At 62.9% G+C, this 25,946-nt stretch carries 21 protein-coding genes; 16 read left to right on the plus strand and 5 right to left on the minus strand.

The features are described from left to right. The first annotated feature begins 19 nt into the window (after positions 1-19). From WJ542_RS31695 to WJ542_RS31715, 5 genes are all read left to right on the plus strand, one after another. A complete protein-coding gene (locus tag WJ542_RS31695) occupies positions 20-949 on the plus strand; it encodes a LysR family transcriptional regulator (protein ID WP_411193474.1) in 930 nt (309 codons plus the stop codon). Positions 950-990: 41 nt separating this feature from the next. Continuing rightward, a complete protein-coding gene (locus WJ542_RS31700) occupies positions 991-1,665 on the plus strand; it encodes a response regulator transcription factor (RefSeq protein WP_411193475.1) in 675 nt (224 codons plus the stop codon). Between the two features lie 238 nt (positions 1,666-1,903). After that, positions 1,904-2,155, plus strand: coding sequence for a DUF4148 domain-containing protein (locus tag WJ542_RS31705; protein WP_411193476.1), 252 nt, complete (start codon positions 1,904-1,906; stop codon positions 2,153-2,155). A gap of 640 nt (positions 2,156-2,795) precedes the next feature. Then, positions 2,796-3,575: a hypothetical protein gene (locus WJ542_RS31710; RefSeq protein ID WP_411193478.1), complete on the plus strand. Its 780-nt coding sequence runs from the start codon at positions 2,796-2,798 to the stop codon at positions 3,573-3,575. Beyond that, positions 3,565-3,987, plus strand: a complete 423-nt coding sequence (locus tag WJ542_RS31715) for a hypothetical protein (RefSeq protein WP_411193480.1) — start codon at positions 3,565-3,567, stop codon at positions 3,985-3,987. Before WJ542_RS31710 ends, WJ542_RS31715 begins: the two co-directional genes overlap by 11 nt. A gap of 159 nt (positions 3,988-4,146) precedes the next feature. Here the strand turns inward: WJ542_RS31715 and WJ542_RS31720 are convergent, their stop codons facing one another. The 5 genes from WJ542_RS31720 to WJ542_RS31740 all read right to left on the minus strand — a co-directional run bounded on the left by WJ542_RS31720 (position 4,147) and on the right by WJ542_RS31740 (position 9,338). Further along, positions 4,147-4,854: a response regulator transcription factor gene (locus WJ542_RS31720; protein WP_411193481.1), complete on the minus strand. Its 708-nt coding sequence runs from the start codon at positions 4,852-4,854 to the stop codon at positions 4,147-4,149. A 21-nt stretch (positions 4,855-4,875) separates the two neighbouring features. After that, positions 4,876-6,300, minus strand: coding sequence for a sensor histidine kinase (locus WJ542_RS31725; RefSeq protein WP_411193482.1), 1,425 nt, complete (start codon positions 6,298-6,300; stop codon positions 4,876-4,878). 6 nt (positions 6,301-6,306) lie between these two features. After that, the gene (locus tag WJ542_RS31730; protein ID WP_411193591.1) at positions 6,307-6,981 is read right to left on the minus strand and encodes a response regulator transcription factor; all 675 of its coding nucleotides are present in this window, start codon (positions 6,979-6,981) and stop codon (positions 6,307-6,309) included. A gap of 183 nt (positions 6,982-7,164) precedes the next feature. Next, on the minus strand, positions 7,165-7,857 hold the full coding sequence (locus WJ542_RS31735) for a response regulator transcription factor (protein WP_411193483.1): 693 nt from the start codon (positions 7,855-7,857) through the stop codon (positions 7,165-7,167). A gap of 20 nt (positions 7,858-7,877) precedes the next feature. Further along, complete coding sequence (locus WJ542_RS31740; protein WP_411193484.1) at positions 7,878-9,338, minus strand: sensor histidine kinase; 1,461 nt, start codon at positions 9,336-9,338, stop codon at positions 7,878-7,880. A 1,837-nt stretch (positions 9,339-11,175) separates the two neighbouring features. On the opposite strand from WJ542_RS31740, the gene WJ542_RS31745 reads away from it, so the two are divergent. The 11 genes from WJ542_RS31745 to bcsB all read left to right on the plus strand — a co-directional run. Further along, a complete protein-coding gene (locus tag WJ542_RS31745; protein WP_411193485.1) occupies positions 11,176-12,555 on the plus strand; it encodes a replication initiation protein in 1,380 nt (459 codons plus the stop codon). Between the two features lie 801 nt (positions 12,556-13,356). Continuing rightward, the gene (gene parA, locus WJ542_RS31750; protein ID WP_411193486.1) at positions 13,357-14,040 is read left to right on the plus strand and encodes a ParA family partition ATPase; all 684 of its coding nucleotides are present in this window, start codon (positions 13,357-13,359) and stop codon (positions 14,038-14,040) included. After that, on the plus strand, positions 14,030-15,031 hold the full coding sequence (locus tag WJ542_RS31755) for a ParB/RepB/Spo0J family partition protein (protein ID WP_411193487.1): 1,002 nt from the start codon (positions 14,030-14,032) through the stop codon (positions 15,029-15,031). The genes parA and WJ542_RS31755 overlap by 11 nt, the downstream gene beginning before the upstream one ends. Positions 15,032-15,556: 525 nt before the next feature. Continuing rightward, entirely contained in the window at positions 15,557-17,128 is a 1,572-nt protein-coding gene (ilvA, locus tag WJ542_RS31760; protein ID WP_411193488.1) for a threonine ammonia-lyase, biosynthetic, read from the plus strand. A gap of 77 nt (positions 17,129-17,205) precedes the next feature. Next, positions 17,206-17,559, plus strand: coding sequence for a DOPA 4,5-dioxygenase family protein (locus WJ542_RS31765; RefSeq protein WP_411193489.1), 354 nt, complete (start codon positions 17,206-17,208; stop codon positions 17,557-17,559). 259 nt (positions 17,560-17,818) lie between these two features. Next, the gene (locus WJ542_RS31770) at positions 17,819-18,922 is read left to right on the plus strand and encodes a CAP domain-containing protein (RefSeq protein ID WP_411193490.1); all 1,104 of its coding nucleotides are present in this window, start codon (positions 17,819-17,821) and stop codon (positions 18,920-18,922) included. A 393-nt stretch (positions 18,923-19,315) separates the two neighbouring features. After that, the gene (gene bcsD / locus WJ542_RS31775) at positions 19,316-19,771 is read left to right on the plus strand and encodes a cellulose biosynthesis protein BcsD (protein WP_411193491.1); all 456 of its coding nucleotides are present in this window, start codon (positions 19,316-19,318) and stop codon (positions 19,769-19,771) included. 63 nt (positions 19,772-19,834) lie between these two features. Then, positions 19,835-20,653, plus strand: a complete 819-nt coding sequence (gene bcsP, locus WJ542_RS31780; RefSeq protein ID WP_411193492.1) for a cellulose biosynthesis protein BcsP — start codon at positions 19,835-19,837, stop codon at positions 20,651-20,653. Next, complete coding sequence (gene bcsQ / locus WJ542_RS31785; protein ID WP_411193493.1) at positions 20,650-21,447, plus strand: cellulose biosynthesis protein BcsQ; 798 nt, start codon at positions 20,650-20,652, stop codon at positions 21,445-21,447. The genes bcsP and bcsQ overlap by 4 nt, the downstream gene beginning before the upstream one ends. After that, on the plus strand, positions 21,444-23,660 hold the full coding sequence (gene bcsA / locus WJ542_RS31790; RefSeq protein WP_411193494.1) for a UDP-forming cellulose synthase catalytic subunit: 2,217 nt from the start codon (positions 21,444-21,446) through the stop codon (positions 23,658-23,660). The genes bcsQ and bcsA overlap by 4 nt, the downstream gene beginning before the upstream one ends. A gap of 5 nt (positions 23,661-23,665) precedes the next feature. Next, a partial coding sequence (gene bcsB / locus WJ542_RS31795) for a cellulose biosynthesis cyclic di-GMP-binding regulatory protein BcsB (RefSeq protein ID WP_411193495.1) occupies positions 23,666-25,946 on the plus strand: 2,281 nt, incomplete at its 3' end.

Genomic DNA, 25,946 nt, shown 5'->3' on the forward strand with positions numbered 1-25,946 from the left:
CAACACTACGGACTCGCAGATGAACCAGCTACAAGCCATGCGCGTCTTCACACGCGTCGTCGATCTAAACAGCTTCAGCCTTGCCGGCAAGCAGCTCGGCATGTCCGCGGCGGCCGTCACGCGTAGCGTCGGCATGCTCGAGGCGCATCTGAACATGCGCCTGCTGAACCGCTCGACGCGCAGCCTTTCGCTTACCGAGGCGGGCCGGCTGTACCTGGACGGCTGCCGCGCCGTGATCGAAAAGCTCGACGAGGTCGAATCGGAGCTCGTACGCGCCACGCGCGATCCGAGCGGCGTGCTGCGCATCGCCGCGCCGGCGGTGTTCGCCAATTCGGGGCTCGCTACCCTGCTGGGCACCTATCGCGCGTCGAATCCGCGCGTCGACTTCGACATCACGGCCTACGATACGCATATCGACATGATCGAGGGCGGTTTCGACGTCTGCTTCGCCACCGACCGCCAGCCGGTCAACGCCTCGCTCGTGAGCCGCAAGATCGCGTCCGTGAAGGAAATCGTCGTCGCCTCGCCCGCGTATCTTTCGCGCCGGGGCGCGCCGCGCACGCCCACCGATCTCGCGCAGCACGATCTGCTCGCGGTTTCCGACGCGCCGCGCGCATGGGAGTTCTCGGATGCCGAAGGCGCGCAGCGCGTGAGCGCCAACGGTCCGCTCACGGCGAACGGCTATGCCATGGTCCGCACGGCCGCGCTGGCCGACATGGGCATCGCGCTGCTGCCGCTACCCGTCGTGGCCGACGACATTGCGCGCGGCGGGCTCGTGCCGGTGCTCAACCAGTACGACGTCAACGGCGGCCTGCAGCACATCTCGATCGTGTACTCCGGCCGCAATTACCTCACCATGAAGGTGCGCAGCTTCATCGATTTCGCCGTGGAACAGTTCCGCGCGAACCCCGCGCAAAGCTCGCCGGTGCCGCTGCGCGCCGTCGCCTGATGCCTTTTCCTCTGTAACACCGTCACGAAACCTGGATCACCATGCCCAGACTCCTGACCATCGAAGACGACGCCGTCACCGAACACAGCGTCATCCCTACGCTCACCTCCGCCGGGTTTACCGTCGATGTCGCCCGCACCGGACGCGAAGGCATCGCGATGGTGATGGCCGGCGACTACGACGTCATCGCGCTCGAACGGCGCCTGCCCGACCTGGACGGTCTGACCATCGTCACGACGATGCGCGGCGTCGGCATCGAAACCCCCGTGCTCGTCATGAGCTCCACGAGCGGCGTGGAAGAACGTATCCAAGGCCTGCGCGCCGGCTGCGACGACTATCTCACGCGACCGTTCTCCATCGACGAGATGTCCGCCCGCCTCGAAGCGCTCGTACGGCGCCGCTCGCGCCCTACCTCCACGGAAACGGTGCTGCGCGTGGGCCCGCTCGAACTCGACCTCGTCAAACGCAAGCTGACGTGCCGCGACAAGATCCTGCGCCTGCGGCCCACGGAATTGCGCGTGCTCGAATTCATGATGCGCCACGCGGGCCAGGTCCTCACGCGCACGATGATCTTCGAGGGCGTGTGGGGCGGCCGCTTCGATCCGGGCACCAACCTCGTGGACGTTCACGTCGGGCGGCTGCGCAACCGCGTGGATACGCCCGGAGAGCCCTCGCTGATCCGCACGATACGCGGGTCGGGCTATCTGCTCGGCTAACAGGACGCGCCGCCTGCCGGCGCGTTTTTTAGCATCGATTTAATCAGTAATCCTTCTTGAAACTCAGGGCCTGCAACGTGCTGACCGGGCACCGAACGATCTCAGTTTTGTCTCTAAATTTTTATTCATGTTCCTGCTTCCGGTTCGATAGTGCCGCCTCACTATGCTTCCAATACCGGGATGCGATTTATCGCATTCGCTTACCGGCCAACGATTTCGTTACTGGAGAACAGGCAACATGAAGACCCTTATGATCATCGCAGCACTCGCCGGTCTCGCCACGACCACGTCCGCATTCGCCCAGAGCGCCAACGCAGGCACCCCACTCGCCCAACCGGCCGCGGCCACGCAGGTCGCAGCGAATGCAACCGCGCAGCCGTATGGCCAACCGGTCGCGCAGAAGACCCGCGCGCAGGTTTATCAGGAACTCGTGCAGGCCGAGCAGGATGGCCAGCTTGCGTATCTGAACTCGACGGTGTACGCGCATTGAACGGCCAGTACGCGAAGCGACAGACAACAATCAGGGAGAACGGCATGCGCTTCGCGTGCCGTTAGTTTTTTGTGGACACGTTACGCATAGCAAACGACGAAAAGGTAACCGGTTCCCACAAACGGTTACTTTTTCCGCTGCATAAGGCTTCGAAGAGGCACCGTGCTATTCCAGTGCTATTCATCGACAAGCCTCGTTCGACCGCGCGCTGTAACGTCCCCGCAAGCGGCACGCGGTAGCAGTTCGCAAACCCAGCACGACGATGTCATGCGTCTCGAGGGATCTGCGGCTGTCCGATACGAGCGTCACTATGACTTGCAACTTCTGGAATCGGTGCGCACGGAGAGATCAACGCCGAGCATGCAGTGCTATATCGGCGCGGCTCGCAAATGTGTCGACAGCAAGACTCAGCGCAAGCTCGTCGAGACGGTGCCCGAGTTGGAGGTGAGCATGAAGTCACCGGGGACGCAAGGCTATACAAGTTCCGTTTCCGGCTTGTGGGGCACTCGAGATTAGCCGAACGGCGGAGACGCCCGGGTGCACAAAAAGATTTGATTTTCATCGAAAATGTTAGTATTCGCGTTATCCACGGAATCCAACGTGCGTTTGCGCCTTTGCGCGGAATAAGAATTTCTACTTCATGGTCGCTCCACGAGCAAAATCTGTCGCCGAAGAAGCATTCGACGAACTGTCGTCCCTTGTGCACAACGATTGGGACTCCCTCGACCCGTTTACCCTCGCCCGCCTCGAGCGAGCCGCCAGGAACGGCATTTCCGTCGATCCCATTCTGGCCCATCAGGTTCTCGGCATAGTGGCGGCCATCCGGTGGGATGACGCCACTATGGACGAACAGTTCGGCATAGCCATGCGCTACGACACGGGGGCGACTGTGGAAGAAAATTACGCGTCTACGCTCGACGGTGTGGAGCGTTGTATTGAAAGCGCAAACATGTACGAGCGTGCGGCAAATACGCACCCAACCGACCTCGCGATCTGGCGTCTCGCAATGCGGGCCAACTGGCAAGCAGGCCGGTGGCAGCGAACTCTTGAACTGGCGGACGTGCTGGCACAACGTTCTCCTGATGAAGAGTTCCCTCACCTTGAGACGCAAAAACAACTCATCGCCATGGCTGAACGCAATGGCGTCTCGCTGTCGACGATTGAGACGCTGCACACGGCGCTGTATTCGTTTCTCCATGACCGGCGCGTCCATTCGGTTGGAACGACCTGCCATTCGGATACGACTCCCGGAGAGGAATCGATCTATATCATGGTCAGAATCAGAGGTGATCTTGAGCAAGTGAAGCGGCTGGACGAGGAATTGACCCCTGTCCTGTTCGACGCGGTTGACGATTTACCTCTGGGGTCGTTTTGCATTGGCCTTGTAGCTGAAGAGCGGGAGGACGCACGTGTCTCCTGAGGAATTTATCGAGACCGCCGAGCGCTTGCTCGTCGAGCCGTGCAAGGAGGCTGATCGGCGAAGCGCCATCTCGCGTGCATACTACGGCGCGTTGCATGCAAGTCGTCATAGCGTGCCGCTTCCCTTTGCAGCAACCGAGGCCGAGCTTAGCCACGGAGAAACGCACAAGGCGATCATCGATAGTTTGGCAAGGTGGGGAAAAGCGGCGGCACCCGGCCGTACCGACGCACAACAGGCGGCCAGAAGTCTGGCCACTCTGAAGAAAGCCCGCAAGAACGCAGACTACGAGATCGCCGATCCCGTCAATCCGCGCGACGTTGCTTCTTGCGTTGACGACTCGAAGAAGATACTCAAGTTGGTGCGCGCCGCTCGCACGCTCTACGACAAGCAGCAAAGTCCCAAGCAAGCCTAAGTTCTGTGGCCGTAAAACAAGCGACCATTTGATCGGCGTAGTACCAGCCTCAAGCGAGTCGGACAAGGCCAGACAAGGGCTTTCTGCGAACCGACGCCTCGGTGAGAAAAGCCTCTGGCCAGTTCCCACAAACGGTTACCTTGAGCACGCGCATCTTCCTCAATGTGGTTTAGGCAACGTCAGTTGATAGCCGTACCGGCTGATCGTTTCGATGCGCGCTTCGAAGGCTTCGCGTTCGAGCTTGCGGCGCAAGCGCGACACAACGAGATTGACGGTGGACGGGTCGATCTCGTCCTTGTCCGGCCACGCGTAGCGGATCATCTGGTCGCGCGGCACCGGCGTGTCGGGATGGCGCAGCAGGCACTCCACCAACAGATATTCACGACGCGTCAGCTCGACGCGATGCGTACCCTCGACAATCTCGCGCGTGCCGGCATCGAGCTGCGGAATCGCGCTCTTCGCCGTAGCCGCTTTGGCCGATGCGGAAACGGGCGCGGCGCTCACCGTGCGCATCAGTGCAAGCAAACGTTCGTGCATTTCGATGAAGGAAAACGGATAACGAAAGCAGGCATCCGCGCCGGCGCGCAACACCTGGGATCGCGCGTGGGCACCGGCTTCGATACCGAGCACGGCGAGTATCGTGGCGCCGGGCGTCGCCTTCACGAGCTTCGGCAGCATGTCGAGCAGCGGCGTTAGCCACGCGCTGTCCAGCGCCATGACGATCACCGCATCGAATGGCTCTTCGCTCGCCAGAAAGAGGCCGTCGCGCAGATCCTCGGCGCGCTGCAGGCTGTGGGCGCTTTCCTGCAACGCCTTCTGCAGCCAGGCCCCTTCCGCATGCAAGGGGGAAATAAGCAGTATGCGCATGAACTTGCATCCGGTTGATTGTCAGGCCAGCGTGCTCGACCAGCACTCGACGCTCATGCGCGTTCCCGGGCCGCCTGCGCGGTCCATGTCGGGTGCGTCGTCGATGTGAAGCGTGAAGTCGTGTACGCGCAGCACGGCGGCGACGATGGAAAGGCCCAGCCCCGAGCCAGCCAGATGTCGCACGGTGTCGCCGCGATAGAACCGTTGCAGCACGGCCGCGCGCTCGCTGCGGGCGATGCCCGAGCCGTTGTCGGCCACCTCGACGAGCGGTCCCTGCTTCGTGGCGCGCAAGGTCACGCGCACGGCGCCGCCGGGCGGCGCGAATTTGATCGCGTTGTCGATAAGGTTGCTGAACGCCTCGAAGAGCAAGGCACGGTCGCCGTGAATTTCAGGCACCGGCTCGACCTTCACGCTCCAGCACACCTCGCGGCTTTCCGCGAGCGGTTCGTACAGGTCCGCGAGGTCCGCGATCAGCGGTTTGAGGTCCACCGCCGCAAACCCGCCGCGCCGTTTGAGCGTGCCGATTTCGGAAATGCGCAGCATCGCGCGGAAACGTTCGAGCAATTGACCGGTTTCGGTGCGGGCGCGTTCGAGCATCCCCGCACCTTCCGCGTCGCCCTTCATGCTCTCGCGTTCGGCAACGCGTGCGAGCAGGGCGTGCAGATGCACGAGCGGCGTGCGCAGGTCGTGCGCGATGCCGTCGCAAGCCCCTTTCACCTCGGTCATCAGGCGCTCGACTTCGTCGAGCATGTGATTGACGAGCTGCGCAAGCATGTCGATCTCATCGCGGCCCGCCACGGGCAAGCGCTGAGCCAGATCGCCGCGCGCGATGGACAGCGTGGCACTGCGAATCTCGCGCACGCGCCGGATCTGCCGCATGCCCAGCACGAAGCCGCTCGCCACCGCCGCGAGCATGGCCACCGCGCCGCCCACCACGAGCGTGCGGATCACGAACTGGCGAATGCGCAGCACATAGGTCATGTCGCGCGCCACGACGAGATGCAGACCGTTCGGCCGCACCTCGCCCATCGCGCGCACGATAGGCGACGGTCCGCCGGACTGCAGCCGCAGGGTGTGGTGAAGCGTGCGGCCCGTACGCGTGAACGTGAGGTTGGGCGGCGGCACCAGCATGTCGCCGGCTACGTACTGGCCATCCGGGGCGAAGAGGCCGTAGTAGTTCGCGTGCATGTGTTCGTGTTCGAGGCGCTCGCGGATCGCGCCCGGCAGGGCCTCGTCGGCCAGCGAATCGAAGTAGATCAGTTGCCACTTGAGAATCGAGTCGGTGTCGTCTTCGATCGAAGCGTTTGCCGTCCACGCGACGAAACCCACGAGCGAAATGAGCAGGATGCCGAAGAGCGCCGTGTAACCGATGAGCCAGCGAAACGTCGTGGTGTACCAGCGCCGTCCGGAACGGACCGGCGGCGCGGCGGAAGAGCGGCTCTCCACGCAGCGTTATCCGATGATGTAGCCGGAGCCGCGCACCGTCTGGATCAGTGGCGGCACGCCCGGCGGGTCGATTTTCTTGCGCAGGCGCCCCATGTGCACGTCGATCAGATTGGTGCCCGGATCGAAGTGGTAGCCCCACACGGCCTCGAACAGCATCGTGCGCGTAATGGTCTTGCCTGCGTGACGCATCATGAATTCGAGCACGCGGTACTCGGTGGGCAGCAAGGTCACCTCCTCGCCGTCACGGTGCACCTTGCGCGAAATCAGGTCGAGTTCGAGCGGGCCCACGCGCAGCGCCGTCTCGCGCGCGACGGTAGCCGCCTGGCGCCGCCGCAGCAGCACTTCGAGACGCGCCGTCAGTTCTTCAGGATCGAAAGGCTTGGTGAGGTAGTCGTCGCCGCCCGCGCGCAGGCCGCGCACGCGTTCATCCACGTCGCCCAAGGCGCTCAGCATCAGCACCGGCGTCTGGATGCCGACCGTGCGCATGGCCGTGACGATGGACAGGCCATCCACGCCCGGCAACATGCGGTCGAGCGTGATGATGTTGTAGTCGTCGCTCAGCGCGCGAGCCATGCCGTCGCGGCCGTTGTCGACCCAGTCGACCTCGTAGCCGCGCTGCTTCAGTTCGCTGACAATTTCATTGGCTGTGACGGCGTCGTCTTCCACCGTCAATACGCGCACCTGGCTCATCCGTTTCGCACTCCGTCGTGCCGACCGCACGACCTTTCAGAAATTTCGAGTTTACCGTCGCCTCGCCCGATTTCTGCGATTCTTTCATGAAAATAAATTTAAATTTTGAGGGACGCAAGTCCCCAGACGGACGGAACGAGCGTCCGTATCCGGAGAAGAAGGCCTGCACTGCCCTTACGATTGTGGCCCGAACGCCTCTGGCGGCCGGACGTCGAGCTGGTAGCCGTAGCGACTGACGGTCTCGATGGTGGTACGCGCACCTTCGGCGCCGAGCTTGCGGCGCAGCCGCGAGACGACGAGGTTCACGCTGGAGGCTTCGACATCGCCCTTCTCGGGCCACGCATAGCGAATCAGATGGTCACGGGCGACCGGTGCGCCGACGTAGCGCAGCAGGCATTCGATGAGCAGATATTCACGCGTGGTGAGGGAGATGCGCTGGGCGTCCTCGACGAGATCGCGCGTCAACGGGTCGAGGCGCACGGGCAAGGGGGCCGTCGGCGTTTGGGTGGCACGCTGCAGGGCCAGCATGCGCTCCTGGATCTCGAGGATCGACCACGGCTGAACGAAGCAGGCGTCGGCGCCTGCGCGCAGCAGCCGCGCGCAGGCGGCCGGCGTCGCTCGCATCAGGGTGACGATGATGGCCGGGGCCGCGGGCAACTGCGCAAACGCGGCCAGCGCCTCGGCAAGGCCCTCGGGCGTCTGGGCGCCCGGCGTGCAGAGGAGGATCGCGTCGAAGGGCTCTTGCGAGGCAAGGTAGGCCGCGTCGTGAAGATTGTCGGCAATCTCGACGCTGTTCAGGCTCTCGCTCAGGGCTTTATGCAGGTAGCCTCGCTCCGTATCGGAGGAGGAGCACAGCAGGACTCTCATCGGCAGGTTGTTATGAGCGGCTAGGTATGGTGCGGCCAGCAGTCTATCGTCACGACCGTCCCCTTGTCTGCACCGCCAATGGACAATTCGAAATCGTGCAGCCGCACGATCGCGAGGACGATGCCAAGACCGAGCCCGCTGCCCGGCAGGTGCCGCGTGCGCTCGCTGCGGTAGAAGCGGCCGAGCACCGCGCTGCGTTCGTCGGGCGCGATACCCGGCCCGTCGTCGCTGACCACCAGTTGCGATCCTGCTTCTCCCGCGCGCAGGACCACGTCCACATGGCCGCCCTCGGGCGCAAACTTGATCGCGTTGTCGAGCAGATTGCTGAACGCCTCGAACAGCAATTCCGGGTCCGCATGGATCGGATTGGCCGGCGCGATCGACGAGGTGAGGACGATGGACTTCTCTTCGGCAAGCGGCGCATAAAGCTCGTAGAGCTCGCCGACGAGGTCCGGCAGCGCGACGGACCCGAAGCCGCTGCGCCGCTGCATCGCACCGATTTCGGAGATGCGCAGGAGCGCTGCGAAGCGGCCGAGCACCGAATCGGCTTCGTCGCGCGCGCCGACCAGCATCTGCGCGACGCCAGGTTCGCCGCGGCGTTCGAACGTGTCGGCAGCCGTCGAGAGGCGCAGGCGCAGACGCGTGAGCGGCGTGCGCAGGTCGTGCGCGATGCCGTCGCAGGCGCTCTTGACCTCTCCCATCAGGCGCTCCACTTCGTCGAGCATGCGGTTCACGAGGTGCGACAGCATATCGAGTTCGTCGCGGCCGGCCACCGGCAACCGCTGGGCGAGATCGCCGCTCGCAATGCGGCCCGTCACCCGCCGGATTTCCGCCACACGGCGGATCTGCCGCATGCTCAGCACGAGCCCGGCGCCGAGGCTCGCGGCAAGGCAAAGCAGGCCGCCGCCGAAGATCGCTTTCATGAGCTCGTCGTGCACATGGTGCACATCCGAAAGCGTGCGGGCCACCACGAGCACCGATCCGTTCGCACGAATCTCGCCCATGACGCGCAGCGCGGGCCGGTCGTCGCCGATGTCTACGCTCAGGGACTGCCCGATCTTGTGCTCGAACGTGTGCCCGTAGCGCTCCAGCTTGAGACCCTCGGGCAGCATGCGGATATCCCCGGCCTGCCAGTGGCCGGCGCCGTCGAACAGGCCATAGAAGTTATGCTGGTGCTCCTCGCGTTTAAGACGCTCGCCGATTGCGCCCGCGACGGCATCGTCGGGGCGCGAATCGAAGTACCGGAGTTGCCAGCGCAGGCCGCTATCGGTTTCGCGCTCCATCGCGCGGGTCACCGAATATTCGATCACGCCGAGCAGCGCCATGAACGACAGCGAAAAGATCGCCGCGTACGCGGTGAACCACCGAAACGTGGTGGTCTGCCAGCGATCGCGGGAGACACCCGCAGTTGCGGCGACATGCCGCGACGGCACGGGCACCAACTTGCCGGACTTGCCAGTGGCCCAGCCGGGTGGACTCATCGCAAACCTCGCTCGCACCGGGCTGCGGAGACCGACGGGCGCATCGCGGCGAGGCGTACGCGACGCCCCCGGCCATTGCAAGGCGCCGGCGGCCCGAAGGTGCTGACTGACATGACGATCCCCGAAGGCTTATCTATATGTGTTCCGTGCTACGGCAGGTTCACGGACGTAACACTGCCTTTAACGGCCAATCATAGTGGGGACTTGCGACGGCAACGGCATCAGTACGATGAATACCAGGTTATTTTTTTACGAATAGCTAACATGAGTCTGTCGAATTTTCGGTCAGCCGGGGATACCTTGTGAGTAACCACCGACGGAAGACGTCATGCTCTTAGGGTGATTTTGGACCTGTTGGACGGTGGACCTGCGCAAGGTCACCTGAGCACCCGCTGCAGTGCACCAGTTGAATTGGCGCTGGCCTCGGATCCGAACTCCAGCAGATCATCCTGTTGGTTCCCATGTTTGGTGACCTGAGCCAGGTAACCGTGTATGGGAAACTTTTTGTCGCTCTGCGAGCGACACGCCTTCGATGGATTGATGGATTCAATTCAGCAAGGAATCTTGGGATCCGAGAGCGGGCAGCAACAGTTCGGTGCACTCCGCGAAGAGCCGCAGGTTCTCCCATAACCCGTGACCTTTTGCCTTCCCGAGCTCCCATAGCTGGCAACCATAGAGCACATTTCTTCAGTTGATCATAGGGTTGCGCACCTAACTGAATGTAGATCCTCAGCATCTCGCGTAATCAAGCCAAAAAGCAGGAGGTCACGTAACCCCCGCCGGATGGGGATGGTAGCCAGCTATGGGGTCCGGGGAAGTTGGTGACCACTTACTTGTCTATAGGGTACCGGTTTTGGGAGACTTCTTTCTCCTCGAACACGGGTTTCTGTGTTTACTTCAACGCTTTAACTACTTTAGTAAACCTTTAGCAGGCTCAAAGCCTTGCCTGGTAAGGCTTTCCGGGCGATTGGGTGCCCTCTTGTGGGATTCCGGTTACCTCGTATGGGAGTTCGGGTTTGTGGATATGGGAAACCGGTAGCCAACGATGGGAATTTGAGGTCGTGGATATGGGAGAAAGGTCTCGGTGTATGGGATCAATGGCCCATCTCGCTCCAGGTAGCATGTTATGGGACGCTAGTCAGGTTCCTGTTTATGGGGAATTTGGGACGATTGGGAGTCCGGGCCCAAGGATGAACGGGCTGGTTTGGTCACTGGTTATGGGGGTATTTCTGGGTAACCGATTATGGGAGCGTACCTGGATCCGTGGGAAAGGTCGCTTGGCTCGACAAGGGCCGTGTCCTTTCGTGGAGCCCCTTTGCCCCGCACGCCGATTCATTGGTATCTGATTATGGGAGAAATTGAAGGTTACCGATTATGGGGGTTTTATGCCCGGCAGGTCCCTGTATTCACGCCGGCGGCGCAGTGTTTAGGTAGCTGGTTATGGGGTGTCTCGAAGGTCACCGGGAATGGGATATCGTTCCGGTCATCGACTCGCCGGTCTGTGGACAACTGCCTGATGGCGATTTATCCCATAAGCGGGTACCTTTCCATCATTGTCGTGTTTCATCTTGGTATGTGAGCACTCACTCTTATTCTTCAGGTCACCATCTATGGGAGTCTTGTTGGGTGATTGGAATCCAAAGGTCCCGTGCTATGGGAGACTTGCGCATCGCCTTGGAGGGCATCGACAGGTGCGTTCAGGGCGATGCAGGCGGGGCTGTCAACTGCTACGTGTCCGGCTGTCGTGTGACAGCACCGAATAGAATGCACCCTTGAGTCACCTGATCGCTTGGTATACAGTTACCAACCGATCAGGTTCCCTTACACCGTGGGTCATATGGCAAGAAAGAAGGCCGATGCCGGCGACGCCGACAAACAAGGCGCACTCGTATTTCAGCAAGGCCAGCCGCCTGATCTCTTCCGCAAGGCCGTCCCGGCGATTCACATCGCACCGAAGTCCGGGTCGATCAGCCTCCAGCAGCGCAAGATGTTCAGCTCTCTGATCAAGAACGCCATCCGTCAGGATTCGCTGGAGCCGGGCCGGTCGTCGTTTGAAATCACCATCTCCGCCCTCTCGCAGGACGTCGATCTGAACAGCAACAACACCGAGTACGTCAAAGAGACGATCAACTCGCTCATCAGTACGGTCGTCAACTGGGACTACCTCACCCAGGACAAGCGCAGCATCTGGAAGGCATCCGGTCTGCTCGCGGGCGCCGAACTCGAGCGCTCGGTACTGCGCTATACGTTCTCGGAACAGATTCGCGGCGAACTGCTGAACCCCGAGATCTACGCGATGATCGACATGCGGATCACGCGGCAGTTCAGGAAGGCGCACTCGCTTGCCTTGTGGGAGAACGTCGTGCGCTACGAAGCCGTCGGCATGACAGCGCGCTTTCCGCTGGCGACCTTGCGCGATCTGATTCTCGGCCAGGATACGTCGGCGCAGTCGTACAAGCTCTACAAGCAGTTCAAGAGCCGCGTGCTGGTGCCGTGCATCAAGGAGGTCAACGAGATCTCGGATCATCTCTTCGAATTGATCGAACATAAGGTGGGACGCTCGGTCGTCTCGCTGCAGTTTCGCGTCACGCGCAAGCCGGAGACCGATTCCTCCCAGGAATTGCGTGCAAACGAGACCGTGCTGATCGGCGAGATGTCGAAATTCAGTATCCCGGTTTCCGAGGCGCGCCGGCTGCTGAAACAGTACGGCGAAGAGAAGATCCGGACGGCCGTGGCCTACACGGCAGCGCGTGTTGCACAAAAGAACGCGGCACCGCTTGCAAACGTGGCCGCGTATTTCCGCAAGGCGCTGATGCAGGGCTACCAGTTGCCGGGCGCGAATGCGGCGGCTGTCGGTGCGGGTGCCGAAACGGCGAAGGCACGCGAAAGCCAGGATCAAGTGAAGGATCGCTATATCGCCGCGAAGATCACCGAGGCGCGTTCCTATTTCAACGAGCTCGAGTACGACGACCAAACGGCGCTCATCAAGCGCTACAACGAGACGGTCGGGATGGACAAGCTCAAGGTGTCGACGACGAAGGTGCCTTCGAAGATGGCATCGACGAACTTCTTCCGCTGGGTCGTGCTGGACACCTGGGGACAGCCGACCGCGGCGGATCTTCTCGAGTTTTTGCTGAACGGACAGCAAGGAGCGGTCGCGGCCGATGCGCTTTCGGCAGCGGATGTCGATCTTGCGCTGAAAGCGCGTTTCGAGTGAGAGGTTGGGCACCCAGCCCTGCTGGTCGTTAACTATTCCTGCCAGATTGGATTACGCCGGGATTTAGCCGAATTTATCTATTATTCCAAGAAAATATAATTCGACGGTGGACGCTGTAGTGAGCCATGGATGCGGCAACACGCCCCCTGCTCTACTGACTGGTTTCAGTTATCCGACACCGGCAGACATCATCTCAAACTTCGACCTTTACGGCATTTCTTCCCCTTCCTTGGTTCGGCTGTTTGCCTTTCACAAGTCTCCACGTGGAGACTTGTGAAGCCTCGCTCCCTCTAACGTTGTGTGTACGAAGAATCGCTTCATAGGCTGCCAGCCTGTGTGGCTTGGGCTGCCGCATATTTCGTAGACTCGATAGCACCGAGTACATATCTCCACGTGGAGAAAGCTCTGTATGAGGCGATTGTTCATTCTGCGTGACTGCGTTGAATCTCTGTTGATCAGCTTTGGCTGAGTACAGACGTACATTCGCGAGCCGAAGGCTTTTCCCGATTAGAGAAACGCGGAATTAGCCACCATTGATGGTTTAGAAGACGTGGCCTCACAGTCTCCACGTGGAGAGCGAGGAACACTCTGTGTCTGCTGTTTGATTAACAAAAAGCCGTAATGGAAATGAGCAAAATCTTGTCCAGTTGATCAAAAGGTTGTGAGCAGACAACAAAATCGAGGTAAAACCTAGAATTTACTTTAACTTCCCGCTAGACTTCGAGGTGCTTCGCTGAAGTCTCCACGTGGAGAGCGCACACAGGGACGACAGCTCTTGGAACATCTGTCTTGGAGAGCCGAATGGGACTGGTCATTGCCGTAGCGAACCAAAAAGGTGGGGTGGGTAAAACCACCACCACAATGAATCTGGCCGGAGCGTTTCAATCCGAAGGATACAAAGTCTATGTTGCAGACGCCGACGGCCAGCAATCCTGCATGAGCTGGTGCGCTGCGGCTGGGCCGGAAAGCCCATTACCGTTCCGGGTGGGAAGCATCCACAAGCTTGAAAAAATGATCGGGCCGGAAGTCGCCGCCCTCGCTGACGACTACGACGTCGTCATTGTCGACTGCCCCCCAAACATCAACGATCTAACCACCGCCCGCGTACTGGCTGTTGCCGACGCAACGGTCATTCCGACCGACGCTTCACCTATCGACATCTGGAGTAGCGAAGGAATGATGGAGTTGGTCGAGCGCACTCGCGTGGCCAATCCGGCCGGAAAGTTCGCAATTTTGCTAAATAAATCGAATTCGAAGACGCTGCTACATACGCAAATGAGTGCCATCCTCGCGGAGAGCAATGTCCGTGTTCTGTCGTCGACGATCAAGCAGCGGGAGCTTTATCGGCAGACCGCCGCGCTCGGTCGCACCGTCTTCGACGTCCGTGGTGTGCGCGGCACCAAGATCGCAAAGGACGAAATCAACGCCGTCTACAACGAAATCATCGCGCTCGTACAAGAAGAGGAGGTTGCAGATGGCCGCTAAGCTCAATTTCACCAGCAAGGTCCGCGCGGGCATGGCGGCCGAACGTGTTTCGGCCGGAGAGCGCCTAGCCGAAGCCGACGTTGTCAATATCGCGCAGCGCGACGCCGGTACGGTCACGCAGCCTGAGGTCGACGAGGTGCAGGCACCATCGCATGCGCTTCGACAGATAGCGGTCGAAGACGTCGTTTCGAATCCCTATAATCCGCGCGCCTTCTATAGCGCAGAAACGATCGACGAGTTGGCCGACAGCTTCGAGAAGCAAGGCCAGATCACGCCGATTCTGGTCACGCGTCTTGCGGAGTTTCCCGGCAAGTACGTGATCGTCGACGGCGAGCGGCGTATCCGGGCCGCGCGTTCGCGAGGCGACAAGACGATCGAAGCGGACATCCGCGAAGGCCTCGACAACCAGAACCTCTATCTGCGCGCCTACCATGCGAACAAGGAGCGCGAAGAGCAGACGGTGTTCGACGACGCACTCGCGTGGAAGAAACTGCTCGAAGATGGCGTTTACGTCGACCAGGTGGAGTTGGGGGTGGCGGTCGGTGAGGATCCGAAACACATCAGCAAGGTGATTTCGCTGACGTCGCTCCCGCCGTTCCTGCTTCAGCGCATGGCGCAACATCGCGATGCCATGGGTCTGGGTCACGCGTACAACATCAAGCTTATTTTCGATCGTGCCGGGGCGACGGTCGCGGAGCATTGGCTACAGCAGGTCGTCGAAGGCAAGGCCAGCGTTCGCAAGCTTGAGGCCGCGGCTTCCGCAGAGGCGGGTGCGCGCCGTATTGGCCCGCGCCGCACGCACTACCAGTCACGTGTCCAGTTCAATCGCCGGGACGGGGTTGCGCTAGGCGAGCTGAAGTTATTCGGCGACGGGCGTGCGGAGCTGAGTCTCAAAGGTATCGCTCCTGCCGACCAGCAGCGGTTGGCCGAGCGGGTAAAAGCCGCAATCGAGCAGTGGGCGTCCGAGATCGATGCACCGGAAGCCGCGTAAGCGCGCCTGATATGGGCTTGACGGTAGGGCAGGGCTGCCGCGCTCGGAGACCTTTCGCCAAGGCTCGCCGACTCCGGTGAAATCGTCCCCGGGGTCGAATCCGTGAAACATGGCAGTATCTTTTCAGATGCGAAGTTTCTCCATAGAAATCAAATGGATAGTGCCTATTTCCTAGAATGTTTCACGAATCGGCAAGCATCGGATCAAGTCGGAAAGATTTTTGGGGGCCGTAGCGATTGTTTTCCCGTCATATCACCAAGTTGTACGCGAAAATGTATTGTTTAATACGTAAATAAAGATATTCAGTACGATGCGCTCGAAGCCATGATGATTGACAAATTCATGCTCCCCAGGCGATGCTGTCGTCCATGAACTGCCGTCCCTTCCGTATTGCACTGATTATTAGCACCATTCATCGAATGGTGGGTTAGTGCACGTCTGACAGCAGCGACGATAACCCGCCCCAAGAGGCGGGTTTTTTGTTTCCGCCTCCTGGACAAAACGAGAACTAGCCCAGGAGCATCCATGTCAGCCGAAGCAGGCTTTGCCGTTGTCGAAACCGAAACGGTCGTCACCGGCCAGTACGATTACCTGAAAAAGATCCTCACCGCGCGCGTCTACGACGTGGCGCGCGAGACCGAACTCGAACGCGCGCCGAACCTCTCGGCGCGCCTGTCCAACACGGTCTGGCTCAAGCGCGAGGACAACCAGCCCGTGTTCTCGTTCAAGCTGCGCGGCGCCTACAACAAGATGGCGCAGCTCACGCCCGCGCAGCTCGAGCGCGGCGTGATTACTGCCTCAGCCGGCAACCACGCCCAGGGTGTGGCGCTTTCGGCGGCGAAGCTTGGTGTGAAGGCCGTGATCTGCGTGCCGGTCACCACGCCTCAGGTGAAGGTGGATGCCGTGCGCGCCCACGGCGGCCCGACCGTCGAGGTGGTGCAGGCGGGCGAATCGTACAGCGACGCCTACGCCCATGCCGTACGCCTGCAGGAAGAGCGCGGCCTGACCTTCGTGCACCCGTTCGACGACCCGGACGTGATCGCCGGCCAGGGCACGGTGGCGATGGAGATCCTGAGCCAGCATCAGGCCCCGATTCATGCGATCTTCGTGCCGATTGGCGGCGGCGGGCTCGCGGCGGGGGTGGCGGCGTACGTGAAGGCGGTGCGCCCGGAGATCCGCGTGATCGGCGTGCAGACCGACGACTCGTGCGCGATGGCGCAGTCGATGGCGGCGGGCCAGCGCGTGGAGCTGACCGAGGTGGGGCTGTTCTCGGACGGCACGGCGGTCAAGCTCGTGGGCGAGGAGACGTTCCGGCTGTGCCGCGAGTACCTCGACGAGGTAATCACGGTGGACACCGACGCGCTGTGCGCGGCGATCAAGGACGTGTTCCAGGACACGCGCAGCGTGCTGGAGCCGGCGGGGGCGCTGGCCGTGGCAGCGGCCAAGCAGTACGTGGAGCGCGAGGGCATCCGGGGGCAGACGCTGGTGGCGGTGACCTCGGGTGCGAACATGAACTTCGACCGCATGCGTTTCGTGGCCGAGCGCGCGGAGGTGGGCGAGGCGCGCGAGGCGGTGTTCGCGGTGACGATTCCGGAGGAGCGCGGCAGCTTCAAGCGCTTCTGCGAACTGGTGGGCACGCGCAGCGTGACGGAGTTCAACTACCGGATCGACGACGCGGAGCGCGCGCACATCTTCGTGGGGGTGCAGATCCGCAACCGGGGCGAGTCGCAGCAGATCGCGCAGGCGTTCGTCTCGCATGGCTTCCCGACGGTGGACCTGACGGGCGACGAGCTCTCGAAGCAGCACATCCGCTACATGGTGGGCGGGCGCTCGCCGCTGGCGCATGACGAGCGGCTCTTCCGCTTCGAGTTTCCGGAGCGCCCGGGGGCGCTGATGCGCTTTCTGTCGTCGATGGCGCCGGAGTGGAACATCAGCCTGTTCCACTACCGCAACCAGGGGGCGGACTACAGTTCGATCCTGGTGGGCATCCAGGTGCCGGCGGCGGACGATGCGGAGTTCCGGCGCTTCCTCGCCACGCTCGGCTACCCGCACTGGGAAGAGACGCAGAATCCGGCGTACCGGCTGTTCCTGCAGTGACAGGCGCGGCGGGGCAGACCCGCCGCTTTCTTTCACGGCACAATAATGCCTCTTTCATCGAATCCGTTCTATCTGTCATGAGCTCCATCGATCCGGCTGAAATAGAGAGCTGGCACGCCCACGTCTACTTCGACGCGGCCACACGCGACGCTGCGTGGACCTTGCGCACCGTCATCGAGGCGCGTTTCGGCGATGCGCTGCAAATGGGACGTTTCCACGAGCGCCCTGTGGGTCCGCATCCGATGTGGTCGTATCAGCTCGCCTTCTCGCGCGGGCGCTTCGCCGAAATCTTCGAGTGGCTCACGCTGAATCACGGCGAGCTCGACATCTTTGTCCATCCGAATACTGCCGATTCGCTGCGCGATCACCGCGATTGCGCCACATGGATCGGTCGTTCGCACCACCTCAATCTGGCCGCCTTCGGCGCTTGAACGGCGCCGTCCGAAGCCGTGCGCGACCGAGCCGTCGCCCCGGCTTTCATCTGACGATTTCGCGTGAGATGGTCGCGGAATAAGGTGAAGATCAGGCCTTTTATCAGACATTAGTACGCCTGCCATTTATTAAAGTTTTAACGTTTGCGGCCGTTACTCAGTACGCGTGTGCAGAGCGCATGCGAAACGGAAGCGAACGCGGCAGGACCTGGCTGTCCGCGTCACCAGCACGAGGCACCAGGACAGAAGGCATCACGGCATGCAGGTCTCCCGCGTCAGGCTAGAGGTCATTTCCCTTTTTGCAGCCGCGCTGCTCGCAGCATGCGGTGGTGGTGGCGGCGGCTCATCCGGCAGCTCGGGCAATGCGGCGGCCGGCAACACGACCGGCAGCAGCACGACGGGCAGCAATAACAGCGCCCAGACATCCACGCCGACTCAACTGGGCGGGACGGTTACGCTGCTGCCCGCGGCGGCGACGCCCGCGACATTGCCGTCGGCCAGCGGCAATGCCGCCACCGACGGCATCGCTTATCTGAATGCCATGCGTCAGACGGTGGGGCTTCCCACGCTGCCCTCCGACGCCGGCCTGACGACCGCCTCGCTCGATCACGCTACCTACCTGGTCGAGAACGAGACTTACGGCCACGATGAGACGGTCGGCCAGCCCGGCTACACGGGCGCGACGCCGCAGGATCGCATCGACGCCGAGGGCAACTACCCGGCGTATGGCGAAGTGGTCGTGGCGGGCGAGCCCGCTGCGTTTGCCAACAGCGTCAGCCCGGTTCAAACGCTTTTCGACGCGCCGTACCACCGGATCGTCATGCTCGACGATTTTCAGTCGATGGGCGTGGCCTCGCTGACGAACGCCAGTTGGGAGGCGTTCAACATCGACTTCGGCAACGAAGCGAATGCGATGCCGCTGACGGCGCTCGCCACGTACCCCTATGCGGGCCAAAAGGGCGTGCCCACTAGCTGGTTTGCGAACGAATCGCCGAATCCGTTTGCCAATGCCCCGCAATACGAACTCACCACGGTGGGCTACCCCGTGACGATTCAGAGCGGCTTCGCGGGCACGTTGACTGCCGTGAACTTCACGATCACGGACGCGAGCGGCAACAACGTACCTTGTCTCCCTCAGACGCCCGAGACCGATCCGGCTGAGCTTTCGAACGGCGCGCTATGCGTGCCGTACCAGACGCTTGCGGCCAATGCGACCTACACCGTTCGCGTGACGGGCGTGCTGTCGAACGGCACGCAAAACAACACGATCGACGTTCAATGGTCGTTCACGACGGGCACCGCGACGGTCGCGAACGAGGCGCTGCCAGGCGCACCGGCGAACCGGCCGCTGCCGCTCTTCTGATTCGGCGGCCGCGATGGCGGCCGTGAAGGACGAAAAAACTGTCTCGAGCGCGAGACAGTTTTTGTTCAATGTGGGTTGCACGCGCCGCAACCGTGAGGAAGTGAGGGCCGATGCGAAATGATTTTTTTGCATCGGCTAGCGGCCGCCTCGTCAATATTCGCTGCGCTATACTGCGTAACAGTCGCAGGAAAACGTTTGCGTTGGCTTGTCGGCGACGGCAAATCGCTCCTTGTGTTCTCGCCGTCTCTGGAAAACCTGTCGCAAGAAGTGTCTTGCGAGGCCGCACGTCGAAGCTGCACCGCGCGACGTCTGGCCAGCAGCCGGGCATGTCGCGTCGTCGCCTCGGTCGCCTTCGAGAAGCCAACCTGCCGCCACTTCACGGACTCGCCGCCCATGCCGACCGTCGTCGATGCGCTACTCGAACAACATCTTTCTCCCCAGTGGCGCGGTCTGCTGCATGCGCTTGCGGCGGAGTTCGAGTCACAGCTCGATCTCAACGAGTTGCGCCAACTGATGTTTCGCGTCGGCGAACGTTTCGCGGCCGATCATCCGCTGCCCGCCTGCGAATCCACCGAAGAACTCGCGGCCGCTTTCAATGCGCACTGGACCTCGATCCAGTGGGGCTGCGTCGAGCTTGCCGACGAAGGCGATTACCTGCGTATCACTCATTACGGCGCACCGCTGCCCGCGTTCGGCGGCGAAGCGCTGGCCTGGACGCCCGCATTCCTGCAGGGCGCCTATCAGTCCTGGCTCGATGCAATGGGCGCGGCTCAACTGCATGTCGTGCAGGCCGCTCAGCCCGAGGACGGCTATGCCGTCGAGTTTCATCTGGTGCGCACTACGGCCTGAAAACCGCGTCGACGCCGTCGTTCGACCGGCAGTTTGCAATCGATTTTCCTGAATCATTCGACCATGAGTCCCTCACGCGACATCAAAGCCCTCTTCGACCGCTTCGGGGGCGACCCGGACAGCTACCGGGAGATCCGCATGGAAAGCGAGGCGCACGAAGCGCGCGGCCGTTGGCCGTTGCTCGAAATGATCGACCCGCGCAAGGTCGAACTGAGCGCGGCGGATACGGCGCGCGGCGACGCGCTGGCCGAGCCGGAGACGGAGCAGACGGCGCCCGGATTGTACGAAGGAGTCCGGAACAGCCCGGCGCCCGCGGCGGCAGGTACGGATAGCGGTCCGATGGCGCGTGACCGTTCCCAGGCCGCGCTGCGGCGTTCGGCGCCGCTCTTCACACGTTCTCCCCGCCGCGACATTCCGCCCGTCATCGAAAAGCCGGCGCCGCGGGCGCCCGAGAGCGGCGCGTTCCGGTTTTCGCCGCAGCCCGCCGCCGAGGAAGTTGTCGATGAAGCCGCACAAACGGGGCCCGCAAGCGCGGCAACCGGACTGCCGAGTCCCGCATCGCGCATCGCCCCACGCCGTATGCTTCCCGCGCCGCCGGCAATGAATGCTCCTTTGGAACCGCGCGCGGCGATGCAGGCCTTCGCCTCTGCCACGCCGTCTTCGTCGTCGCCGCTGAGGAAGCTCTTCGGTACGGCGGCGCCGTCGGCGCAAGGCGCAGCGTCGGCGCAAGACATCGATGCCGGCGACCGCCTGGACCGGCTGTTCGACAGACTGCGCGGCGGCGGTGCTCAGGGTGCGCGCATGCAGGGAAGCGGCGTTGAACCGAAGGCCGCGGCAGCGCCGCGCCATCCCGGGTTTCTCAAGGGAGCGAGCAGGCCATGAAAGTGGTCAGCGTGGTTTCGGCCAAGGGCGGCGTGGGCAAGACGACACTCGCCGCCAATCTTGCCTCCGTGCTTGCCGCAGCCGGCCGGCGCGTGGTGGCGGTCGATTTCGATCCGCAGAATTCACTGCGGCTTTATTTCGGTGTGCCGCTCGACAGCGTGGACGGCCTGTCACGCGCCGCGCTCGCGGGGGTGCCGTGGCAACGCGCGATGGTGGACGGCGCCGACGGCGTGACGGTCCTTGCGTTCGGCGCGCTTATCGAAGAGGAGCAGCATCTCTTCGAACGCCACCTGGACGAAAACCCGCTCTGGCTTGCGCGTGGCCTCGCCGCGCTGCGCCTGAACGCCTCGGACATCGTGATCGTCGATACGCCGCCGGGTTCGTCCGCCTATACGCGCGCCGCGCTTTCGGCGGCGCATTTCGCCGTCAACGTCGTGTTGGCCGACGCCGCTTCGTATGCGGCAATCCCGCAGATGCAGCGCATGATCGACACCTACGCGGCGCCGCGCCCGGAGTTTATCGGCGAGGGCTACGTGGTGAATCAGGTCGACCAGTCGCGCCAGCTCAACAAGGATGTGTTGCGCGTGCTGCGCGACATGCTGGGCGACCACATGTTTCCAGGCTCCATCCACGCCGACGAGGGCGTGAGCGAATCGCTCGCCTGCAACACCTCGGTGGTTCGCTACGATCCGCTTTGCCAGGCGGCCACCGATCTGCGGGCTTGTGGCGCGTGGCTGCTTGCGGCGCTGGATGCGCCGGCAGCCCCGGCGCTGTCGCGAAGGAGCGTCGCATGAGCACCGTCCAGACCGATTCCGTCGCCGCTTCGTCAGGGTCGGCGCCGGCGCGCGCTTCGCGTCTTGAACGCTTTGCCGATGCCCGTATCTGGAGCAGCAAGCCGTTCGCCGTCGTGCTCACGCTGCTTTCGCTCTGCTCGCTCTTCTTCGTGTTCACGGTACCGCTGCCGAATACGGAGCAACTGGTGTTCGCCACCTGCTGCTTCGTCTGTGCGCTGTTCTTTCGCCGCCTGGAGGGGCATTACGCGACGCTCGTGATGATCATGCTGTCGGTGGTCGCCTCGGGCCGCTACATGTTCTGGCGTCTCACGGAGACCACTTACTGGACCCGCCCGCTCGACGCGGCCTGGGGGCTGCTGCTCGTTTCGGCGGAGGTCTATGCCACGCTCGTGCTGATGCTCGGCTACTTCCAGACGTCGTGGCCGCTGCGGCGCAAGCCGGTGCCGCTACCCGCCTCGCGCGCGGACTGGCCGACCGTGGATGTGTTCATTCCCACCTACAACGAGCCGCTTTCCGTCGTGAAGCCGACGATCTATGCGGCGCTCGCGCTCGACTATCCGGCCGACAAGCTCTCGATCCACGTGCTCGACGATGGCCGCCGCCCCGACTTCAAGGCGTTCTGCGAAGAGGTGGGCGTCAACTGGACGATCCGCACGCACAATCGCCACGCGAAGGCCGGCAACATCAACGAAGCGCTGAAGATCACGCACGGCGAGTATTTCGCGATCTTCGATTGCGACCACATTCCCACGCGCTCCTTTCTGCAGATCTGTCTCGGCTGGTTTCTGCGCGACCCGAAGCTCTCGATGCTGCAGACGCCGCACCACTTCTTTTCGCCGGACCCGTTCGAGCGCAATCTCGGCACGTTCCGCAAGGTGCCCAACGAAGGCGAGCTGTTCTACGGTCTCGTTCAGGACGGTAACGACCTCTGGAATGCCACGTTCTTCTGCGGCTCGTGCGCGCTGTTGCGCCGCTCGATGGTGGCGGAGATCGGCGGCATTGCGGTGGAAACCGTGACCGAAGACGCGCATACGGCGCTCAAGCTGCACCGCCTCGGCTACACCACGGCCTATCTTGCGATCCCGCAGGCGGCGGGGCTTGCCACCGAAAGCCTCTCGGGGCATATCGGCCAGCGCATCCGCTGGGCGCGCGGCATGACGCAGATCTTCCGCATCGACAATCCGCTGGGAGGCAAGGGTCTCTCGATCGGCCAGCGCCTGTGCTACCTGAACGCGATGATGCACTTCTTCTACGGTGTTCCGCGTCTCGTGTTCCTGACGGCGCCGCTCTCGTTCCTGTTCTTCGGCGCCCATGTGATCCAGGCGTCGGCGGCGGCCATCGCGCTCTACGCGCTGCCGCACATGTTCCATGCGAACGTCACGAACTCGCGCATGCAGAGTTCGTTTCGCCACTCGTTCTGGGCCGAAGTCTACGAGTCGGTGCTCGCGTCGTACATCACGGCGCCCACGCTGCTCGCGCTCATCAATCCGAAGCTCGGCAAGTTCAACGTCACGGCCAAGGGCGGCACGATTTCCGACACCTACTTCGACTGGTCGATCTCGCGCCCGTACCTGATCCTGCTGATGCTGAACCTGCTCGGCTTCGTGTGCGGCCTCGTGCATATCTATCACTATGCGCACCTGCGCAGCGAGGTTCAGACCACCCTCCTCAATCTCGCGTGGACAAGCTACAACATGCTGATACTCGGCGCGAGCGTGGCCGCCGCCAACGAGCAGAAGCAGATCCGCTCCGTGCCGCGCGTGGCGATGAAGATGCCCGTGATGCTGCGATTCGGCACCGGCCGCACGCTGGCGTGCGAGACGCTCGATTACTCCGAGGGCGGCGTGGGTGTGGAGCTGCCGCAGGCCATTCAGATACCGCTGCACGAAAACGTGACGGTCTCGCTCTTTCGCGGCGACGAGGAATATGCCTTCGCGGCGACCGTGAGCTTTTCCGCACCGGGCCGCGCGGGGCTGCAGTTCGTCGAGATGACGAAGGATCAGGAGTTCGACTTCGTGAAGACGACGTTCTCGCGCGCCGACGCCTGGACGGGCTGGGCCGAGGGCCGGCAACCCGACGCGCCGCTGCGCGCGCTCTCGCATGTGTTGCGCGTGGGCGTGGGCGGCATCGGCGCGCTTTTCGAACATCTTTATGGCGACTTTCGCGCGTGGACGAAACGCGGCGGCAAAGCGGCCGGACAAAAAGACAGCTAGAGGATATGGAGAAAAGAACCGGGGCGTTACGCCCGCGCAGCGACTCGGGTGAGAGAGAGCATGCAGGCGTGGCGAGGCGCCTGGGACGGCCGGGCACGGTGCGTCTCGCGCGCTGCTTTGCGTCCTGTTTTGCAATGCTGCTCGTCGCGACGTCTTTTCTCTACGCGACCGATGCGATCGCGCAGAAGACGCCCGACGCCGCGGGCGTTCAGGCCGCGGCCACCTCGTCTGCGGGGGGCCGCGCCGCCGATGGCGCGATGGCAGTGGGCGCTGTCCCGCCGCCGGGACCTGCGGAAAAATTCGATGCCCAAGCCATCGCGCAGGCGCCGCTCGCGCTGACCGCGCCGCCGCTCTCGCCGGAACAGCAAAAGCTCCTCGGCATGCGCCCGCCGACCACCGCCAATCCCGGCACGCTCGTGCCCGGCGGCCGGCGCCAGACGCTGACCTTCGCCGACCTCGGCGCGCTCGATCCGCTGCAACTGCGCGGCACCGAAGGCCAGAATGGCGTGCCGTTCTCGGTCCGCAACGACGAGGTCGTGACGGGCGCGGTGCTGCATCTCGTCTACAGCTACTCGCCTGCGCTGCTGCCCGATCTCTCGCAACTGAAGGTGCTCGTAAACGGCGAAGTGGCGGCGACCCTGCCGGTGCCGCACGAACAGGCCGGCACGACGGTGGCGCGCGACATCTCGCTCGATCCGCGCTTCATCACCGAGTTCAACCACCTGAACATCCAGCTGATCGGCCATTACACGCGCGGCTGCGAAGACCCGTCCAATTCCGCGCTGTGGGCGACGGTGAGCAACGCGAGCTCGCTCGACCTGACCTACGCATCGCTGCCGACGAAGCCCGATCTTGCCGCGTTGCCGCAGCCGTTCTTCGATCGCCGCGACGTGCGCCGGCTCGAACTGCCGTTCGTGTTCGCCGACAAACCCGACGCCGGCATGCTCGCGGCCGCGGGCACGCTGGCTTCCTGGTTCGGCTCGCTCGCGGGTTATCGCGGCGCACGCTTTCCGGCGCAGGTGGGCAGCGTGCCGCTGTCGGGCAACGCCGTGGTGTTCGCGCTGTCCGATTCGCATCTGGACGGCGTGACGCTGCCTGGCGTTTCGGGCCCGACGATCGCGGTCGTGGAGCGCAGCGAACCCGCGCGCGGCGAACTGCTGCTCGTGCTGGGCCGCAACGGCGACGAGCTGCGCACGGCCGCGAGCGCGCTCGCGCTCGGCCAGAGCACGTTCTCCGGCACGAGCGTCACGGTGAGCCAGCTCACGACGCTCAAGCCGCGCGCACCCTACGACGCGCCGAACTGGCTGCCGTCCAGCCGCCCGGTGCGCTTCGGCGAACTCGTCGACGAGAGCGCGCTCTCGGTAACCGGCTACGACGCGGGCGCGATCTCGCTGAACCTGCACGTGCCGCCCGACCTCTTCATGTGGAACACCCAGGGCGCGCCGCTCGACCTGCGCTACCGCTACTCGGTGCGCCCGCACCCGGACCGCTCGTCGCTCAACGTCAGCGTGAACAATAACTTTGTGGCGGCGCTGCAGATTCCCGCCGTGACGCCGTCGCGGTTCAGCCTGAGCAGCCTGCTCGCGCGCTTTGGCGCGGACACGTCGAGCACGGGCGTCGCGCATCGCATTGTGCACGTACCGCCGCTCGTGCTCACGCCGCGCTCGCTGCTGCGCCTGCACTTCTTCTACGACATCCGGAACACCGGCGAATGCACGGGGCGCCTCATGCAGAACGTGGCGGGCTCGATCGACCCGGACTCGACGATCAACTTCTCGTCGTTCCCGCATTACATGGCGCTGCCCGACCTCGCCGCGTTCGCCAACAGCGGTTTCCCGTTCACGCGCATGGCCGACCTCTCCGAGACGGCTGTGATCTTCCCGAGCGCCCCGACGCCGAGCGACTACAGTCTTTATCTGCTCGCAATGGGCCGCATGGGCGAATCGACGGGATACCCCGTGACGGGCGTGACGATTGCGGGCCCGGGCGACGTCGATCATCTTGCCGACAAGGATCTGCTGATGCTCGGCGGACCCGGCCGGCAGCCGCTGTTGCGGACATGGGCGAAGTTCATGCCGTTTTCGAGCGACGGCGATACGAGCACGTTCACGCTCTCCGATTTCGCGTTCAAGCTCGAAGACTGGTGGCACGGTCCGCATGGCGTGGAGCGCGCGCCCGCGCGCGCCGATCTCTCGCTCGTGGAAACCGGCGGCAATGCGCTGATCGCCGGTTTCGAATCGCCGCTGCGCGCGGGCCGCAGCGCGGTCGCGCTGATCAGCGCGCCGG

Source organism: Paraburkholderia yinzeri (assembly GCF_046581065.1).
In the GTDB taxonomy this organism is placed as follows: domain Bacteria; phylum Pseudomonadota; class Gammaproteobacteria; order Burkholderiales; family Burkholderiaceae; genus Paraburkholderia.